At 37.3% G+C, this 19,358-nt stretch carries 17 protein-coding genes; 11 read left to right on the top strand and 6 right to left on the bottom strand.

The genetic code is table 11. The features are described from left to right. The first annotated feature begins 123 nt into the window (after positions 1-123). The 9 genes from ACOVQ4_RS21205 to ACOVQ4_RS21165 all read left to right on the top strand — a co-directional run bounded on the left by ACOVQ4_RS21205 (position 124) and on the right by ACOVQ4_RS21165 (position 8,003). Entirely contained in the window at positions 124-1,998 is a 1,875-nt protein-coding gene (locus ACOVQ4_RS21205) for a M23 family metallopeptidase (protein ID WP_421822597.1), read from the top strand. 180 nt (positions 1,999-2,178) lie between these two features. Continuing rightward, on the top strand, positions 2,179-2,631 hold the full coding sequence (gene bcp / locus ACOVQ4_RS21200; protein WP_421822596.1) for a thioredoxin-dependent thiol peroxidase: 453 nt from the start codon (positions 2,179-2,181) through the stop codon (positions 2,629-2,631). Between the two features lie 42 nt (positions 2,632-2,673). After that, positions 2,674-3,531, top strand: coding sequence for a transketolase (locus ACOVQ4_RS21195; protein WP_283373043.1), 858 nt, complete (start codon positions 2,674-2,676; stop codon positions 3,529-3,531). Positions 3,532-3,585: 54 nt separating this feature from the next. Beyond that, entirely contained in the window at positions 3,586-4,569 is a 984-nt protein-coding gene (locus ACOVQ4_RS21190; RefSeq protein WP_421822595.1) for an AAA family ATPase, read from the top strand. Beyond that, positions 4,563-5,138 carry a hypothetical protein gene (locus ACOVQ4_RS21185; RefSeq protein ID WP_421822594.1) on the top strand — a complete coding sequence of 192 codons (576 nt, stop codon included), beginning with the start codon at positions 4,563-4,565 and terminating at the stop codon, positions 5,136-5,138. Before ACOVQ4_RS21190 ends, ACOVQ4_RS21185 begins: the two co-directional genes overlap by 7 nt. 10 nt (positions 5,139-5,148) lie before the next feature. Then, positions 5,149-6,108 (top strand): transketolase family protein, encoded by a 960-nt coding sequence (locus ACOVQ4_RS21180; RefSeq protein ID WP_421822593.1) that lies wholly within the window; start codon positions 5,149-5,151, stop codon positions 6,106-6,108. A 153-nt stretch (positions 6,109-6,261) separates the two neighbouring features. Then, entirely contained in the window at positions 6,262-6,807 is a 546-nt protein-coding gene (locus ACOVQ4_RS21175) for an RNA polymerase sigma factor (RefSeq protein WP_421822592.1), read from the top strand. Between the two features lie 185 nt (positions 6,808-6,992). After that, positions 6,993-7,445 carry a hypothetical protein gene (locus ACOVQ4_RS21170; RefSeq protein WP_421822591.1) on the top strand — a complete coding sequence of 151 codons (453 nt, stop codon included), beginning with the start codon at positions 6,993-6,995 and terminating at the stop codon, positions 7,443-7,445. Positions 7,446-7,499: 54 nt separating this feature from the next. Then, positions 7,500-8,003: a Spy/CpxP family protein refolding chaperone gene (locus tag ACOVQ4_RS21165; RefSeq protein WP_421822590.1), complete on the top strand. Its 504-nt coding sequence runs from the start codon at positions 7,500-7,502 to the stop codon at positions 8,001-8,003. A gap of 1,038 nt (positions 8,004-9,041) precedes the next feature. Here ACOVQ4_RS21165 and ACOVQ4_RS21160 read toward each other — a convergent pair. After that, positions 9,042-9,428, bottom strand: a complete 387-nt coding sequence (locus ACOVQ4_RS21160; protein WP_421822589.1) for a response regulator — start codon at positions 9,426-9,428, stop codon at positions 9,042-9,044. A gap of 436 nt (positions 9,429-9,864) precedes the next feature. Between ACOVQ4_RS21160 and ACOVQ4_RS21155 the strand changes: the two genes are divergently transcribed. Then, entirely contained in the window at positions 9,865-10,065 is a 201-nt protein-coding gene (locus ACOVQ4_RS21155; RefSeq protein WP_421822588.1) for a YtxH domain-containing protein, read from the top strand. A gap of 252 nt (positions 10,066-10,317) precedes the next feature. Here ACOVQ4_RS21155 and ACOVQ4_RS21150 read toward each other — a convergent pair whose 3' ends face one another. Next, positions 10,318-10,752 carry a response regulator gene (locus tag ACOVQ4_RS21150; RefSeq protein WP_421822587.1) on the bottom strand — a complete coding sequence of 145 codons (435 nt, stop codon included), beginning with the start codon at positions 10,750-10,752 and terminating at the stop codon, positions 10,318-10,320. Next, positions 10,749-12,149 carry a sensor histidine kinase gene (locus ACOVQ4_RS21145; RefSeq protein WP_421822586.1) on the bottom strand — a complete coding sequence of 467 codons (1,401 nt, stop codon included), beginning with the start codon at positions 12,147-12,149 and terminating at the stop codon, positions 10,749-10,751. The genes ACOVQ4_RS21150 and ACOVQ4_RS21145 overlap by 4 nt, the downstream gene beginning before the upstream one ends. A gap of 239 nt (positions 12,150-12,388) precedes the next feature. On the opposite strand from ACOVQ4_RS21145, the gene rpoN reads away from it, so the two are divergent. After that, positions 12,389-13,801 (top strand): RNA polymerase factor sigma-54, encoded by a 1,413-nt coding sequence (gene rpoN, locus ACOVQ4_RS21140; protein WP_421822585.1) that lies wholly within the window; start codon positions 12,389-12,391, stop codon positions 13,799-13,801. Between the two features lie 228 nt (positions 13,802-14,029). Here the strand turns inward: rpoN and ACOVQ4_RS21135 are convergent, their stop codons facing one another. The 3 genes from ACOVQ4_RS21135 to porQ all read right to left on the bottom strand — a co-directional run bounded on the left by ACOVQ4_RS21135 (position 14,030) and on the right by porQ (position 19,089). After that, a complete protein-coding gene (locus ACOVQ4_RS21135; RefSeq protein ID WP_421822584.1) occupies positions 14,030-16,399 on the bottom strand; it encodes a ChbG/HpnK family deacetylase in 2,370 nt (789 codons plus the stop codon). Positions 16,400-16,516: 117 nt separating this feature from the next. Continuing rightward, complete coding sequence (gene hslU, locus ACOVQ4_RS21130; protein WP_421822583.1) at positions 16,517-17,908, bottom strand: ATP-dependent protease ATPase subunit HslU; 1,392 nt, start codon at positions 17,906-17,908, stop codon at positions 16,517-16,519. Positions 17,909-18,060: 152 nt separating this feature from the next. Beyond that, entirely contained in the window at positions 18,061-19,089 is a 1,029-nt protein-coding gene (porQ, locus tag ACOVQ4_RS21125) for a type IX secretion system protein PorQ (RefSeq protein WP_421822582.1), read from the bottom strand. Between the last annotated feature and the right edge of the window lie 269 nt (positions 19,090-19,358).

Below are 19,358 nucleotides of genomic sequence, written 5' to 3'. Positions count from 1 at the left end.
ATTATCTGTGGATTCACCTTTTAATAATAGAGTGTTTTGAAGAAAGTCTTATTCCTTTTATTCTGGAGTTTATCTCACATAGTTTTTTCTCAAAAACTTATTTTGCCTTACCCCAAAGGCAGTATGCTTTTCCCTATCAATCCCAATAAATTAAACTATTTGGCTGGAGGCATGGGCGATTTAAGGCATAATCATTTTCATGCTGGCTTAGATATCAAAACCCAAGGCCGAGAGGGCTTACCTGTTTATGCATCTGACGATGGCTATATTTCAGAAATGCGTATCCAAACACGTGGGTATGGACATGTAATGTACGTAACCCATCCCAAAACTGGCTTAGTCACCGTGTATGGGCATCTCAAAGCATTCGCAGAACCAATGGGGGCTTATGTAAAACAAGAACGTTTGAAGAAACAAACCTTTGAAATTTCGGTAAAACCAGCGCCAAACGAATTTATTGTACAAAAAGGACAGCTTATTGCTTACTCTGGAAATACAGGAGGTTCGGCTGGCCCTCATTTACATTTTGAGATTCGCGACAATCGAAACAACCTTTTAAATCCTTTACTTTTTGGCTTTACTGAAATTGTGGATAATACTCCTCCAGTTTTTCAGGAGATTGCCATAAAACCCTTGGAAATTGAGAGTCGAGTGATGGGTGACTTTGAAACGCATCGATATTCACCTACCAAATCCAATGACGGGTCTTATTCTATTGCTGGAGGCGAAATTCTGGCAAATGGCTGGGTAGGAATTGAATTAATGGCTGTCGATCGCATGAATTATACGCACCATACAAACGGTTTGAATTGTGTAGAAATGCTCGTTGACAATCAAGAAGCCTACTTTTTCCATTTGGAGAAATTTCCTGATGCGTATTCAAACGATATCAACATACATCTTGATTACCCTACCTATAAAAGTTCGGGTAAGAAAATGCAAAAGCTTTTTATTGATGATGGGAATATCAATCTGCCTGTTTATAAACCCCTCGTCAACAAAGGTAAAATATTTGTAAAGGAAGGAGAAACACGCCAAGTAACCATAAAAATATGGGATACAAACGAAAATATGAGTGTAATGCATTTTACGGTAAAAGGTCAAGCCAAGAGCACTAATGCCCCAACTGTAATTCCAAGCAGTGCTCCAACACAGATAGCCAGCTCAACAAAACACAACACACTGATTATCAGCGCTAAAAACCTTAAAAAGCCAGATCAAGTTTGTGAAGTGCTAATTCAAAATAAGCTGGAGAGTTTACCTATTTCATTTGTTAAAAGCAATACGGCTATATATTTGTGGGATTTGAAAAAAGGCGTTCCTACAAGTATTCGTATCGACACTACAGATTTTCCTGTTGGAATTCAAGGAACGATTTATTCAGGTATTGACCAAACATTTAAGACTCTTGGGACAAGTATATTTTTCCCAGCCGAATCGCTGTATGATACCTTGTATTTAAACACTAAAATCGAGAAAAATAAAATTCAGATTGCGGATGCTCTTACTCCACTGAAAAAGCCCATAACAGTTACTTTCAAACCTGCAACATCCATTGTTTCTCCAGACAAAACAGCAGTATACAATCATGATAGAAAATTTCTTGGGGGTACTTGGCGTAATGGTGAGGTAACTTTCAAAACCGATATTCTTGGCGACTTTCAGGTTTTGTCAGACACCATTCCACCAAAAGCAACCTTAGTTAATAAAACCAAAGATGGTTTTTCATTTCATGTTTCAGATAATTTATCAGGAATTAAGTCATTCAAAGCTACCCTAAACGGCAAGTTTGTTTTGTGTGATTACGAATATAAAAAATCATTAATATGGTCGGTCAAAAGTGATTCTACTCAGAATTTTATTGGCGACTTGGCCTTGGAGTTGATAGATAATCAAGGAAATAGTAAAACCTACACGGCAGTTATTGACAGCTTGCAAGCGCCAAAAGTTGTAAAAAAAGCCTCGATAAAGGCCTCGAAAAAAAATAGAAAAAAATAAGTGTTCTATACTGTTCTAAATAAAATTTTTCTCATATATTTGTGGAATATTCAAATCGTGTCTTTTTGACACCATACATTTAAACCTCTATAAATCAAAAACCTACTAGTCGAGGGATTTTTTTCTCGGATTATGTCCTAATATTTCCCGATATTTGTACTAGAATAAAACCATGAAGATATGTCACTAACAGTAGGCTCAGTAGCTCCAGATTTTGAACAAAAGAATCAAGATGGAGAATTAGTAAAGCTTTCCGATTTTAGAGGACAAAAAGTAGTCCTGTATTTTTACCCAAAGGATAGTACTCCTGGCTGTACTGCACAGGCTTGTAATCTAAACGACAATTTGGATGCGCTAAAAGCAAAAGGTTATGTTGTATTAGGGGTAAGTGTAGACAGTCCAAAATCTCATAAGAAGTTTATTGAAAAATACGGTTTAGGTTTCACACTTATCTCTGATGAAGATCACAGTGTTGTGGAGTCCTATGGCGTATGGGTCGAAAAGTCTATGTATGGAAGAAGCTACATGGGTACTGCACGTACTACTTTTATTATCGACGAAAATGGAGTGATTCAAGACATCATTAGCAAAGTCGATACCAAAAACCATACGAGTCAGGTAATAACCGAGTAATCGTATGTCTCAAAAAGCATTATAACTTATAACTAATCAATAATGGAAATTTCAGAATTACAGAAAGTTGCTTCACAAGTAAGACGTGACATTGTGAGACAAGTTCATGCATGCCAATCTGGTCACCCAGGTGGTTCATTAGGCTGTACAGATTTGCTTGTAGGGCTTTATTTTGACCAAATGACGCTAAAATCTGACGAATCTGGCAAAAGAGTATTTGATATGAATGGCACTGGCGAAGACTTGTTCTTCTTGTCAAACGGTCACATCTCTCCAGTATTTTATTCGGTGTTGGCTCGTGCAGGGTATTTTCCAGTGGCAGAACTCGCAACATTCCGTAAATTAAATTCTCGTTTACAAGGTCACCCAACTACTCACGAACATCTTGAAGGTATTCGCATTGCTTCAGGTTCATTAGGCCAAGGTTTATCAGTAGCCATTGGTGCTGCTCAAGCCAAAAAATTAAATAAGGACAACTCTTTAGTATTCTGTTTGATGGGCGATGGTGAGCAAAATGAAGGTCAAGTTTGGGAAGCAGCCATGTACGCTCCTCACCACAAAGTTGACAACCTAGTAGCATTTATTGACTTGAACGGTCAGCAAATCGACGGGCCAACCGAAAAGGTTATGAACAACCGTGATTTGGGTGCTAAGTACGAAGCATTTGGCTGGAAAGTTATTACCATGAAAGGTAATGATATGGCTGATGTAGTAAGCGTTTTGAATCAAGCTCGTGAGCTTTCAGGAAATGGTCAACCAATCATGGTATTGATGTACACAGAAATGGGTGCAGGTGTTGACTTCATGATGGGCTCGCACAAGTGGCACGGTGTTGCGCCAAACGACGAGCAATTGGCAGCAGCATTGGCACAATTGCCTGAAACTTTAGGCGACTATTAATCATTGAGTGAATGAATGATTTACTGAATGAGTGAATACTAAACTTTTATCACTTTGAAAATCAAAAAATTACATATCAAAAATTTTAAATCTATTGCAGATTTAGAAATCATTGAACCCAATCCATTTACGGTCTTTGTTGGCCCAAATGGGTCAGGGAAAAGTAATATTTTTGAGGCGTTGGAGTTTTTTATTATTCCTTTACCTTTAAAGGATAAAGTTCATTTGTTTGGAGGAAAAGAAGAAATCATCACAAGAGACATATCCTATAAAGAATGTCAGATTGAAATTATTCATGAGTCTTTTGATTTCAGCGAATCAACCTCATTCTATCCAAATACTGAAACACTTCCTTGGGAAGAACTGAATGACTCGTTTAGAAATTCAAGTGAAGAAGAAGGAATAGCAGAAGGGAAGTTTCGTTATTCATTTCGACGCTTGTTCATAAAGAATTTGGAGAAACAAAAAATTAACTTTTCAGATAGTTATAAACTTTCATTTTCAGGTAATAATCTCGAAAAAGTTCTAAAGCGAATTTTACTTGATGAAACTAAAAAGGAAGAAATATCTGAATGGCTTGATTTATTTATTCCAGGTTTTGAAAGAGTAGAAGTTGCCACAAGTGATTTAAGTAATATAGATACCTTACTGATTTATGAAAAAGGTATCAAAAAACCTTTTCCTAAGAATTTAATCTCAGACGGCACCTACAATATTCTCGCTCTTCTTACAGCTGTTTTTCAATCAGATGAACCTCAGTTTTTATGTATTGAAGAACCTGAGAATGGATTAAATCCACGAGTTGTAAAAGAATTAGTGGGCTTTTTCAGATATGCTTGTGAAGAAAGAGGGCACTATATTTGGCTCAATACTCATTCTCAAACATTAGTATCTGAATTAACTCCTGAAGAAATTATTACCGTTGATAAAATAAAGGGTGAAACAAAAATCAAACAATTCAAAGGAGAAGATTTTCATGGATTAAGTATGGATGACGCATGGTTAACCAATACTCTTGGAGGTGGGTTACCGTGGTAAAAATTGGATTTATTGTTGAAGGTGAAACAGAGGCACTCATTCTAGATTCAGACAATTTTAAAGCTATTCTTGGCAAATTAAATATAGTTTCAGTAGGGATAATAAATGCAGGAGGTAATAAAAACCTACTACCTCACAATATTCTTATTCATCAAGCTAACTTAATCAAAAAAGAAGCTGAAAAAATTGTGATTTTAACGGATTTAGATGATAATCTATGTATCACTAAAACAAGGGAACGAATTACAGAGAGAGATAATCAAATTATTGTTGTTGCCATCAAGCAAATTGAAGCTTGGTTTTTAGCAGATAGTACTTTGCTTTCTCATTTGTTCAATGAATCTTTTATTTTTGACTATCCTGAAAATGAAAATGTTCCTTTTGATACCTTAAGGGCTTTGTTAATACAATTTACTGGCAGAGGGCTTCCTAGAAAAGTCCCAATGGCTCAAAAAATGATTAACTCAGGTTTCTCCATTGAAAATGCAGCTAACCATCCCAATTGCCCTAGTGCAAATTATTTTTTAACAAAACTAAAGCAATGTGCCTCGATAAAAGCAATCGAGTAAAAATAGGAAGATGAAAAAATACACATTCACAGAGAAAAAAGATACTCGCTCAGGTTTCGGAGCTGGTATGCAGGTGTTGGGCCAAACCAACCCAAATGTCGTAGCACTTTGTGCTGACTTAATTGGCTCTCTTAAATTAGATGCTTTTATCAAAGAAAACCCTGAGCGCTTCTTCCAAACAGGTATCGCTGAGGCAAATATGATTGGTATTGCAGCTGGTTTGACAATCGGTGGCAAAATCCCTTTCGCTACAACTTTTGCTAACTTTGGTACTGGTCGTGTATATGACCAAATTCGTCAGTCGGTAGCCTATTCAAACAAAAACGTTAAAATCGCTTGTTCTCACGCAGGTTTGACCTTGGGTGAAGATGGTGCTACTCACCAAATCTTGGAAGATATCGGTTTGATGAAAATGCTTCCTGGTATGACGGTAATCAACCCATGCGACTTTAACCAAACAAAAGCTGCCACTATTGCTGTTGCCGAATACGAAGGCCCTGTTTACTTGCGTTTTGGTCGTCCAGTAGTGCCAGTATTTACTCCAGCAGACCAAAAATTTGAGATTGGTAAAGCTTGGATGGTAAACGAAGGTACTGATGTAAGTATCTTTGCTACAGGACACTTGGTATGGGAAGCAATCCAAGCAGGTGAAATTTTGGCTGAAAAAGGTATCAATGCCGAAATCATAAATATTCACACCATTAAACCTTTGGACGTTGAAGCTGTCTTAGCCTCTGTTAAAAAGACGGGCTGTGCAGTTTCGGCTGAAGAACACCAAATCAACGGTGGTTTGGGTGATTCAATTGCTCAGGTTTTGGTACAGCATCACTATGTACCTCTTGAGTATGTTGGGGTAAACGATTCATTTGGTGAATCAGGAACTCCTGCTCAATTGATGGAAAAATATGGTTTGAATGCTGCAAGCATCGTAGAAAAAGCTTTGAAAGCTATCGAGCGCAAAAACGCTTAATATTCTAAGGTAATTCTCTTTTATATCTTTCTTAAAGAGACTATCTTAGTTGCTTGCCCAATATGGATAGTTTCTTTAGGAAAGATTTTAAAAAAGTTTTCGTTAGTTGGTAAACTTCAACTGTGGCGACTTTCTAAACAAGTAGAGAATTATATGAATGATCAAGAGTTAATTGAAAAATTTAACCACCCAGACTCTCGAAATTATGCTTTCAACTTGTTGGTTCGTAAGTACCAACAAAAAGTTTATTGGCATATCCGCAAAATGGTAATTGACCATGACGATGCCGATGACCTTACTCAAGAAACCTTCATAAAAGCGTGGCGTGGTCTCGAAAACTTTAAGGGCGAATCACAACTCTACACTTGGCTGTATCGGATTGCCACCAATGAATGTCTCAACTTTCTTGCTAAGAAAAAACGTCGTTTCTTTCTTCCAATCAACGATATTACCGAAGAACTTTCCAATAAAATCGAATCTGCCGATTTGATATCGGGAGAGCAAATTCAACTTAAACTACAGAAAGCCCTCCTTACCCTTCCTGACAAACAACGCTTGGTTTTCAATATGAAATATTTCGACGATATGAAATATGAAGATATTGCTGAGGTTACAGGTACTTCTGTTGGTGCGCTCAAGGCTTCTTATCATTTAGCGGTGAAGAAGATTGAATTATATTTTGAGGAACATGACAACTAGCACTTCGTGTTCTTTAAAATATTGATGATTCATCAGAAATGGTAAACTTTCGTGTATTTTCCCAACCTAATTTTCAAACATTTTTTATCCTGTATTAAACCTTACAAAATTTGGCCTGTCAAAGAACCAAACTAGTAAGAACAATATTGAGGCCTCGATATTTATCCTTTACTAAATTTAATACCATGGAATATTCATCCAATAAATTTGATCTTGATAAACTCCCAAAGGAAAATATTTTTCAGGTTCCTGATGGGTACTTTGAGGAACTGCCTATGCGCATTCAGGCTCGTACCTCTGCAAAAACTAGCGCTACCTCTTTGGTGTCGTGGTCTGCTCGCCGCACTTGGGCAAGTATAGCAGCATGTACCCTTGTTGCTACCTTGGGTTATTTTACGCTTATTCCAAGACAAGAATCAATTGGAGAAGAATCTCTCTCAGGTGTTAAAATAGAAGAAATCGAAGGCTATTTGGTACATCAGAATATTCATCAAGTAGATTATATTGACCATATCGACGAAGCAGAAGCTGATGTTTCGACCTCGGTTGAAGGTTCCGAAATGCTGGATGAGCTTAAATTGTCATCTCAGGATATTATTCAGAGTATCGACATACAAGATGTACCCGAAGATATATAACCTTGGAAGCTTCTTCTCTAAGCAACAAATAGATTATTTAAAACTTACTAAAACATGAGAAAGTTATTTGTTTTAATCGCAATGATAGGGTTTGCTGTGAATTTTACAGCATCCGCACAAGATGAACCTCAGCAACGTGGTAAAGAAAAAATAAAGGCAGCTCGTTTGGGACTCATCACAAACCGTTTGAATCTTACAGAAGAACAAGCAAAATCATTCTGGCCGATTTTTAATGACTACGATTCCAAAAGAACTGAAATCCGTAAAAGCGTTCGTCAAATAACAGCCGAAAGCCGTAGTTTGACTACAAGTGACGACAAAATCGCCGCAAATTTGAAAGAAATCTTAAACCTCAAACAAAAGGAAGTAGATTTAGAAAAAGAATATCAGGCAAAATTTTTAAAAGTATTGAATGTTCGTCAGGTTTCTGAATTATACAAAACTGAGCAACTTTTCAATCAAATGTTAATGAAACGATTGAGAGGTGGCGAAGGTGATGCTCGTGAACATGGTGACAGGGGCGGAAAACGTGGAGACCAGTTTGAGAAGAAGCATTAATAGGCATTCCATTCAGCTCTTGACATTCTGTAACGGTGGTTAATGGGTTCTTTAAGTCTATTTTTGTCTAAGCTTTCAGCCCATATCCTATTCTGCAAGATTTCTTTAGCGATTAATTAGTATTCAAATATTCATTAAAAAGGCGCTCGAAAAGCTATTTTCGAACGCCTTTTTTGCTTATATACTCAGCTATCTTTAATACTCAAAAGTAGTTATGTGCTAAAATAAAAATTAACTATTGAGGTTTGGGCTTTCATAAAAATTTTTAGGCCTAGAATCTACCATCTCTTAACAAGCATCTGAAATCTCAGGGTACGTTTATGGCATCTATGCCTTGGCACTGTTATCTATATAAGCACGGGAAAATAAGCAAGTATAAAAAGTGATACAATAGTAGAATAGATACCTATAATTAAAGCCAACTAATGCTTTTTTTAGCTAAACAACATTTTATACATGACAAAACCATTATTTATAGTTTACAAATAGTAATTAGCAAAACCTGCGTATAGATTGTAGAAAATTCTCTACTTTTTTGTAGAAATATACACACAGTTTACTTTTTCAAAATCTTTAAAAAATTTCTTAAAAAACTATGAATCAATCTTTTAGCTCATAGATAAAAAAGTGGCATAATTTTGACCTAACTGGCTTTATAATCCTTACTTTTTATAAAATTATTTTTTTGAGCTTACGACTTTTAGCAATAGGCATTCGGCAAAAAATTAACTATTGTTACTGAAAAACAATTTAACACACTTTGCCTTGTGCCTGTTGCCTAGAATTCATAATGTAAATCTAATTCTGCCCTACTAGTTTCGACGCTCTTTTTCAAGGTTAAAAAATACATCCTACTATCCAGCTATCGCTGCTACGAAGCTGAGGGAGGTGGTATCTCCCTAAATTTTCTTAATAAACAGACCTCTCTCAATAGTCTAATAGAATCATGTTGAAAATTTATTAGAGGAAAGGCAGACTATTTTAGGCAAGGATAAAAGGACAACTCTTCGCTCAAAACTCATCACTCATACTTATGTCCTAGTTAATGGCGAACTCAATCGAAGCAAACGATAGGGGTTTCTCAATAAATTTATCAACCCCAAGACTAAAGGCTAATTCCTTAATTTTTCCCAAAGCGGTAATCATCACAATTTGTGTTTGAGGCGACATCTGCTTGATATCGTTTATTGAATCAATGCCATGACCATCTGGAAGATTATTATCCAAAAAAACCCATTTTGGACTCAAATTCTCCAATTTAGAAAGCCCCTCTCTTAATGAGTGCGCCTGAAAGGTTTCAATTCCCTTTTTATGTAAAAAGAGTTTGATGAGTAAACAAGTATCTACTTCATCATCCACAATCAGCGCGTAGGGCTTCAAATTACCTGAGTTTTCTGACTGTAAAACTTTGGGGGTTGTCAACATGCAAAAGCAATAAGGTTATATTAAACAAGTAATAGCGCAAAATTAGTTTTATGCACTGGGCTTTGGGCTTTAAGCTGCAAATGGTTTCTATATTTTAAGAAAAACCTGTATTTAGCATACAGCCAAATGCCTATCGCCAATGAAATCAATCCTATACTTATCTGTTATTGATATTGAGTTATTCTCCTACACAATCTTCAAACACGAAGATAAATCAAATAATCCTTTTAATACAATAGGAAAAAATCATGCCAGCAAAACGCTTAACCGCTTACTCAAATTTTAAGGCAATTTTAAGTTAGTATTCGTAACATTTGAGATATTGCCAACGTTTCTAAAATAGAAAGTGTAATACTTTAAAGATAGACTTTTTATCAAGAGTAATTTCTTAGCGCTATCAGTTCAAAAAAGTTTCTCAATTTAATTCCTTTGTACCATGACAAAAAACACAAAAATCGCATTAAGTTTGTTCGCAGCAGCAGCAGCTGGAGCAGTGATTGGAATGCTTTTAGCACCAGAAAAAGGTAAAGATCTCAGAAAAAAAATTAAGGACGGTACAGGCAATTTGACCGACGATTTGCTATCTACTATTAAATCTGGAAAAGCTAAAATCCAAGAAGTTACCAATAAAGCATAAATATAGTATTTCGGCACTGTCTTATCCTTACTCAAGATTTCATAGATGAGTCATCTCGAATATTGATACTTGAATGATTCTTTCAATTTTATTAAAAAAGCGGTCGAAAAAAGAATTTTCGACCGCTTTTTTACTGCGACAATGTTTGATAAGACACATTTTGAGGCACAAGGCGAGCAGTGTCCCGTGTTTTAATACAAATTTTAAAAGAATCATTGAATTGCAAATTGCTAAATTCGTGATGACTCGTATTTATTGGGGTAACGAAGCCGTTACAAACCAAAATTGCTGTAAATTTTTAATTATTTCTAATAATCCTTCAAACGAAGAAGGTTTTGTAATAAAGCTATTGGCGCCCAACTCATAGCAAGTACGAATATCGCTTGGGGCATTTGAAGTACTCAATACAACTATTGGAATAGACTTAAAATTGCTATTAGCACGCATTTCTTGGATAATTTCTCTCCCGTCTTTTTTGGGCATATTCAAGTCCAATAAAATCAGAGAAGGCTGTTTGTACAAATTTGTATCCGAAAAAGCGTTCTCGTTATTCAAATATTGCATAAGCTCTAATCCATCCTGCACAAAAGACAATGGAATAGAAGAACCGCACTCCTCGAATGCTGCTTTAATCAAAAATCTATCATCTTCATCATCATCGGCGATTAAGATTGGTAATTGTTTCATTCTTCGTTGCGGTTATTTGGCAAATATATCGTAAACGTAGCACCATGATTAGCCACAGATTCTGCTCTGATATATCCATTATGATTTGTTACGACGCGTTTGCAAACTGCCAAACCTATTCCTGTACCTTCAAACTGGCTTTTGGCGTGTAAGCGTTGAAAAATCATAAAGATTTTATCGGCATATTCTTGCTCGAAACCAATTCCGTTGTCGGAAATGGCTATTTCATGGTAGGTTAAAAATGGTTTTACTTCTGGAATATTAAAAACCTTACTTCCCAACAATAGTCGATAGCGAATAGTAATATGAGGGGCAATTCCATTTTTACTAAACTTAAGCGCATTGCTGATTAGATTCAAAAAAAGCTGATGTAATTGAAAATTCACCCCTGAAATAGTAGGCAAATGATCATACTCTATAATGGCATTTTTCTCGATTGTTAACATTGATAAATCTTTCAACACTTCGGCAAGAAGGGCATCTAAAGACACCGATTCTACATTTTGTGTATTTTTATTTACTAATCGCGAAAATGCCAACAAATCATTAATCAAGTTTTGTAAACGTTCAGAACTTTTAGCGATTTTTTGTAAGGTAGATTTACCATCTTCATTCAAAACCGCCCTTTGGCGAATCAGAAGCATATCACTAAATGCTCTAATCTTGCGAAGGGGTTCTTGCATATCATGCGATGCCACGTAAGCAAACTGCTCTAGCTCAGAATTTGAACGTTTTAGTTCTTCTATCTTCTTCTCCAGCTCGTCCTGAAAAGTAATCCTCTTTCGTAGTTCAGAAAAAATCAAACCAAAACTTACCAATAGCAAAATCACAGTAAAAAGGGCAAATAAAAACATTTTACGGCTCATCTCATTGTCCGTTTGGTCTTTCTGCATACCACGCACAGAGAGAAGTTGCCTTTGATAATTTTGAAAACTACTCAAATCTCTAAGCATCAACGAAGCCTGATTCTGACTTTTTGCAATGGCATCCCAATCATATTGCTGGTTGATACGAACAGAACGAATACTGTTGTTTAAAAATGTGATATGTTTTCGAAAACCTCTTTTAAAGGACTCTAAACGCTGCAATTGGCTATCATTTTCTTGAACTTTTTTTTGTAAAGAAAAAAGTAATCGACCGATTTGCTCTTTACTGGCAAAAATCAAATTCAGATATTGCATTTCTTGGGTTAATACATAGCCTTTGTGCGAATTTTCCAATTCTTTTAAGGTAGCACCCAGTTGTTCGGCCTCGTGTTGTATGATATGCATTCGTTCTACCGACTTTGCATATTCGAGAGATTCACGTACCTCGTGATAGGCCGAAAAAGAAAGCATACCCAACAGCACGATACTTCCCGCAAATAATATGACAACGTTTCGGAGAGAGTTATACATGAATCCAGTAATGTGGTAAGTTTTCTACAGAATGTAGAGAATTCTCTATAATAACAAATTAGTACTGATACAAACTTACAGGCTTTCGTAGATTTTTCATCAATAAATCAGTCTTTTTTTACCGTTTACTGCTAACTACCTGATATTCGTCGTAATTTTAAGATTTTTTTATTTTTATCCAAAAAACAGTGCTTTATTTGAATTACTATTTTACACACTAATACTTAACCTATGAAAACATGCTAAACCTAACACAAAATACAAAACAACAGCTTAAAATTTCGTCAAAACAGATTCAGTGGCTTAATTTTCTTCAATACTCTACACTCGAACTAGAAGCCAAAATAGAGGAAGCCATTGCCGAAAACCCACTGCTCGAATTAGATGACTCAAACACCTCCGATTCGGAGGAGCTTGCTCCCTACGACGATAATTCTCCATCAGACTTTCCCAATTATAAAGATTGGGACGAAATTGAGGATGAACCTTCAACCTTTTACCAGCATCCGACATCGGGTAGCGCGCATTCGTTGGAATATCTCCAACTAAAAAATGATGGTTCGGTTTTGGATGATTTACTCGAACAAATTAGTCATCTTCATTTATCCGACAAACAAGCGGAAATTTGTCGATATATTTTACATTCATTAGACGAATATGGCTTTTTGCCTTACGAACCCGAGGATTTGGCTGACGACATATCTTTTTCTCAAAATTCTTTTGTCGAAGAATCAGAGGTAAAAGAGGCAATCGCTGTTGTACAACAATTGGAGCCTCAAGGCTTAGCAAGCAAAAACCTTGCCTCATATTTATTTTTCCAACTTAAAAATGATTTTTCTTCACTTGCCGAAAAATCAAAAATGCTAATCTCAAATTATTTTCAAGATTTTGTCAATAAACAATATGATAAATTACAACGTGAGCTTGCTTTGAGTGAGGATGAATTAGGGTCTATTCAGAAGTTGATCGTGTCTCTCAATGTACATCCACTTCACAATAAGTCGCTTTCATTTTCAGGTAACGTCTACACCACGCCCGACTATATTATTTATCAAGGAATGAATCAGATGGAGGCTAGTTTAAATTCGAGTTTTATAGCAAAAATTAAAATTAATCAACCCGTTGTGAAACAACTTCAAAATGAAGTATCCACCAGTTCATCAACTTTTATAAAGCAGAAAATTTCCCAAGCAGAGTGGTTGATTGAGGCACTTGAGCAACGCGAAAAAACAATGCAGAAGACTATTAAGGCGATTCTAAAACTTCAGAAAGAATATTTTTGCTCGGGCGATTTACATCTTCTAAAACCAATGATTCTAAAAGATGTAGCAACGATTATTGATATGGATATCGCCACAGTTTCGAGGGTAACAAGTGGCAAATACGCCCAAACGCCATTTGGACTTATCCATCTTAAAGATTTGTTTTCTGAAGCTACGCAGAAGGATGATGGTATGTGGGTTTCAAATAAATCAATTCAACAAGAAATCAGAGAGATTGTTGAGCGAGAAAACACAAAAATACCCTTGAGCGATTCACAAATAACAGTTTTATTAAAACAAAAAGGCATATCTACCGCTAGGCGTACTGTAGCAAAATACCGAGAGCAACTCGGTATTTTACCCGCTCAATTAAGAAAGGTTTTGTATTGAAGGCGGTAGGCAGTAGGCGGTCGGAAGTCAGCAGTCGGCAAAAATAAATCTATTTTACTACCATACAATTTAATACGCTTTGCCTATTGCACTTTTCCTCTTACCTGTTGCCTGTTGCCTATTGCCTGTTGCCTATTGCCTGTTGCCTGTTGCCTATTGCACTTTTCCTCTTGCCTTGTGCCTGTTGCCTGTTGCCTGTTCCCTAAAACCAAAAACTTCAATCCATAATCATTTTTGTAATACCTCTTTATAGCTCAGCAGTTGAATTCCTTTTTTCGCGATAGCCTCACGAACCTCCTCACTGCAAAACATGGTAGTTACATCCTGACGACCCTCGGCTACATCTTCATAACCAATGTGCGAAATAGCCCGTAATTCATGATTATCGAGCCCAGGATGCTCTACGAATACATAGGTTTTGCCATCTTCGAGTGTATCAAACATGTCGATAAATGCCTTTACTTTTTGCTGGGTATTCAAGCCTCTAGCATCGAAACCAGTATAGTTTATTTTGTAATCCTGAGTACCGTCGGTGTCTACCATGGGTAAATTATACTGCTTGGCAACTCGCTTGGCCATTGCTTTTACTTCAGGTGCAAACCCCAAACTAAACATGTGTCCTGAAACATGACTCAATCTCGGGATATACTTCAAAGCCATTTTGATCTGAGCGTGAAGCTCTTTTTCTATATCTTCTACTTTCCAATCTTGGTCCATTACCGCTTGTTTGGGGTAATTTTTGTTATGAAAAAGCATGGGATAAAAATAACCATCGGCATTTTTGAGACTTGGACAATCGGTTAGCGGGCGCCATTTTAGATTATCCCATTCACTGGTAATAGCAAAGTGTAAACCGACATCGATATTTGGATTATCCTTCAACAATTTTACAGCTTCAGGAAACCACGGTGATGGCACAATAACCTCAATCGAAGTTTCGATACCATTACGATACGATTGAATCAAAGCATCGTTGCCAGAATGCGAATATCCCATATCATCGCCACGAATAATCAATTTGGGGGCATTAGAGCGAGAAACCGTTTGAATCCCTTTAAAGGGCGTTCTTTTTGTATTTATATTAAAAATATTCTGAAAATCAACCGATACTTTGTCGCCATCAAATTTACAAACAATGGTTTCGGTATGTGGACTTTCGATATAGCGCAAAGTAAGCATCAAGGTATTATTATCCTGCCAAGTATAGCTTCCTGCAATCTTAAAAGCTGGCAGGCCCGTGCGATTGGCCTTTGCTCCAGCCACCAAATAAGGACCACGTTTGGTAGTTTGGTCAAAAATCCATTTGCCTGAACCAAACTTTAAATCGTGCGCTACTGTGTCTGTTCCTAATTTTACGGCACATACGCCATTCTGAAAATCAAATTTGATGTTTTTAAAACTCACATCACCAGCAGTAATCGCAAAGGTTTTCCCCTGAATACTCGCCTGAATCGTGGAATTGGTTTGTTGCTGTGGAATGGGCAAACTGAGGTTCTGAATTGTATTTTTCAACTTTGAGAAAGCAGCTTTATTGGCAGGAACCTTTTGTGTTTTGAGTGCTGGTAAAAGGTATTCCCAAACCAAATTGATTTCAGCCTGCATGTCGGGTGCCTCCGCTGTGATAATTACAACGGCATCTTGTTCTGGCATGACGATAATAAATTGACCGTTGGCACCATCCCCTCTAAAGGCATTATTGCGACAGCGCCACATCTGGTAGCAATATCCCTGTAACCAATCGCTGGCGTCTTTTTTATCTTGAGGCGCCGATGGGTCTTGCATAATTTTCATGCTAGAGGCCTCTTCCACCCATGCTTTTGGCAAAAGCTGTTTACCATTCCAAACCCCTTTTTGCAAGAATAACTGCCCAAATTTAGCCATATCCTCTGTTTTGAGGCGCAAACCCCACCCCCCCACATTGATACCTTGTGGGTCTATCTCCCAATCAATCCCCTCTATGCCCAGCGGTTCGAACAAACGTGGCTTTAAATAGGCTAAAATCTGTTGACCTGTCACTTTCTGAACAATCGCCGAAAGCATGTAAGTTGCCGCCGAGTTATATAAAAACTTGGTACCTGGCTCGTCGACAATTTGAGTATTCAAAAATGCTTTAATCCAATTTTCATTCTTGCTCGCAATCTCAAATGTTGGGTCAGTTTTGTGCCCTACACTCATCGAAAGCAAATCTTTAACCTTTAATCGCTTTAAAAATTCAGAAGGTTGAGCGGGTGTTTCTTCTGGGAAAAATGAAATCACAGGGTCATTTACAGAAAGCTTTTTTTCACTTACTGCAAACCCCACGGCAGTCGCCGTAAAACTTTTACTAACCGAATACATGGTATGCTTCAAATCGGCGCGATAGGGAGCCCACCAAGCTTCAGAAATCACTTTGCCATGTCGCAACAGCATGAAGCTATGAAACTCATGTTTGCTACTGTTGGCGGCTTCGATGAATCTTGTAATAGCCTCGGAGGATACACCTTCGGCCTCGGGGGTACTTCGCGGTAAAGGGGAGCTGTTCTGAGCAAGCAGTAAATTGACGCTCAAAAGACTTAAAATTAGAACCTTTAAGCCTTTGGTTAATACACAGTTGAACATAGGATTTATGATTGGTATAATTGGGATAATAAAAAGTCTGAAGCTTTTAGCAAATTTATCAATTTACAAAAAAAAAGCCCTCTATTACTAGAGAGCTTTTCATTATTCTTAGACAATTTATAAAATAAACTGGCTCAAGTCACGATTTTTTACTAATCCACCCAAACGTTCTTTGACAAGTTCTTTTGTTACCACAACCTTCGCATGAGGGGTAATAACGTCAGGAATATCAAACATCAAATCGTTGAGTAAATGCGACATTACGGTTTGTAAACGACGAGCACCAATATTTTCGACCTCCGAGTTGACATTGTAGGCAATGCTTGCTATTTCTTGAAGGGCATCGTCATTAAAAGATAATTCTACATTTTCAGAAGAAAGTAATGCTTCGTATTGTTTTGTTAAGGCTCCTTTTGGCTCTTTCAATATTCTGTAAAAGTCCTCCTCTTTTAGGCTTTGTAGCTCTACACGAATCGGGAAACGACCCTGTAACTCAGGAATCAAATCACTAGGCTTGGATACATGGAAAGCCCCTGCTGCGATAAACAAGACATGATCTGTATTGATTACGCCATATTTGGTATTAACCGTAGACCCCTCAACAATGGGCAATAAATCACGCTGAACACCCTCACGACTCACATCGGGGCCGCCACCACCACTACGATTGGAAGCGATTTTATCTATTTCATCAATAAAAATAATCCCTAAGTTTTCAGCCTTACGAATGGCCTCCTCCTTTACCTCGTCCATGTCTATTAATTTTGAAGATTCCTCCTCCATCAAAATTTTGCGTGCTTCGGCAATCGTAAGTTTTCTTTTCTTCTGTTTTTTAGGAATCATCCCTCCTATCATTTCTTGGATATTCATCATCGACATTTCATCGATGGGGCCACCCATCACACCAATGTTTGGAGAATTAGAAGCTTTCACATCAATTTCTATCTTACGGTGCTCCAACTCTCCACGACGTAACTTTTCGCGGAACAACTCCCTCGTTTTATGATTCAATTCTTCATCCGAAACGGGCATAGCATCAGGATTGGCAGCTGCCTCAGCTTTGGCTTTTTTAGAGAGCTTGGGCATTGCTGGCACAAGCGCTTCCAATATAATCTCTTCAACGGCCTCGTTTGCTTTATCTTTTACGGCCTCTTTTTTGGCAAGCTGCACCAAATGAACCGACGATTCGACCAAATCACGAACCATCGATTCGACATCACGACCCACATACCCAACCTCGGTAAACTTGGAAGCCTCCACTTTTGTAAAAGGCGCATCAGCTAATTTGGCCAAACGGCGAGCAATTTCGGTTTTACCAACACCCGTTGACCCAATCATCAAAATATTATTAGGTGTAATTTCTTTCTGAATTTCAGCAGGGGTATTCATTCTTCTCCAACGGTTACGCAAGGCAATCGCAACATTCTTCTTTGCATCGTGCTGTCCAATAATATGTTTGTCGAGCTCTTCTACAATCTGCTTTGGAGTTAATACATCTAAGTTTGTCATATTCATATTTTCAAGTGAGGGAATTACCTTAGTAAGTTTAAAACAAACTCGGGTAATTCTAAGGTTTTCGTTAGGGAAATTAGTTAACGTATTTTTGGAGTAAATTTATTGAATTCTTTGGGTGCAATCACAAGATTTTCCAAAGAGAAATATCATTTTAGTATTTTCTTTAAATCTAAAATTAAACCGAAACTATTGGCCGACGCACTAGCATGATAACCAGAATAGCTATAGGACAGTTCAAGATATTTAGTCTTGAAACGTAAACCAACCGAAAAGCCACCAAAATTTGAACCTCTTGTCAAACTTAATTCCCTATTTCGAAGATGGTTATAGCCTACAAGCGCTTGGAGATTTTTACTAACCAACAATTCAACCCCAAACACCAAATGCCTCGCTAGCTGGTCTACAACTCCTGCTTTTTGGCTTACAACATTACCATTCAGGTCGGTAACTACCACATTTGGGTTGGTAAAGGCTATGTCGTACTTATAAAGATGATGCGCCATCAACGAAAATTTAGCTGGCATATTGATAGGCTTGAAGTGTAGCCCCATTTGTACATCTAAAGGTACTTGACTATCGCTAGTGGGAGAGTAATCATTGAGCACAAAACCGAAATTTTTAACAACTAAAGAGTACGAAAGTTCTTGATTGGGATGGATAAAAATGGCGCCAAAATCTGCCAATAATGCTGTAGAGTTATACTGCTCGATGGTAGAACCCACTAGTTTAAGACTTGCTCCAAAGCGAATATTGCCTTGTTGTTGTGAGGTACCAAAACTAAGCGCAAAATCGTTGGCCTTAAACTGTCCTTGTGGATTGCCCAGTGGGTCGGTTGTAGTAAAGTCACCATAGTCCAAATACTGTACACCTATTCCCCAGTTTCGTCCAAAAGCAGCAAAATTACCCGTAGCTGAAAGTAGCTTGGCCTGCTGAAAATAAGGCATAAAATTGAGTGCCACCTTACCTTTTTGAGAAGAATCCACAAGTGCAGGATTTTGAAAAAAGCCATTGACATCCTTCAGGTTATTCTGAATACCACCCAAAGCCGCAACAGTAGGTGCTGTAGGTATTTTCAAAAAACTGTAGGCTTGAGTGTCATTACTTTGGGCAAAAACAGCTATCCTTAATCCTAACAGTGATACGATTAAGGTTATCTTCGAAATTATTTGTAACATATACCCTCTAAACACAACAAAGCTATTTTTTATTGTTATGACAAAACGATGAAGTCAACCTTTAAAATCCTCTTTCTATCGCTTACAAAACACAAAGATAGGATTTCTCGATATATGTAAGTACGAGTCTGAATTTTGAGTAAGGACTTATCAGTTCATACAGCGTTTTTAAAATCTTACTCTACTTTGATACTTGAGTAAAAAAAAAGCTTCAAATACTATACAGCCACGTCCTATTTTGTTGAGTATTCTACTGATTATTAGTACTG

Origin of the sequence: Flectobacillus sp., assembly GCF_049240685.1 — a bacterium.
In the GTDB taxonomy this organism is placed as follows: Bacteria; Bacteroidota; Bacteroidia; order Cytophagales; family Spirosomataceae; genus Flectobacillus.
The sequence above is the reverse complement of the archived record's forward strand: the minus strand, read 5'-3'. Positions and strand labels throughout refer to the sequence as shown.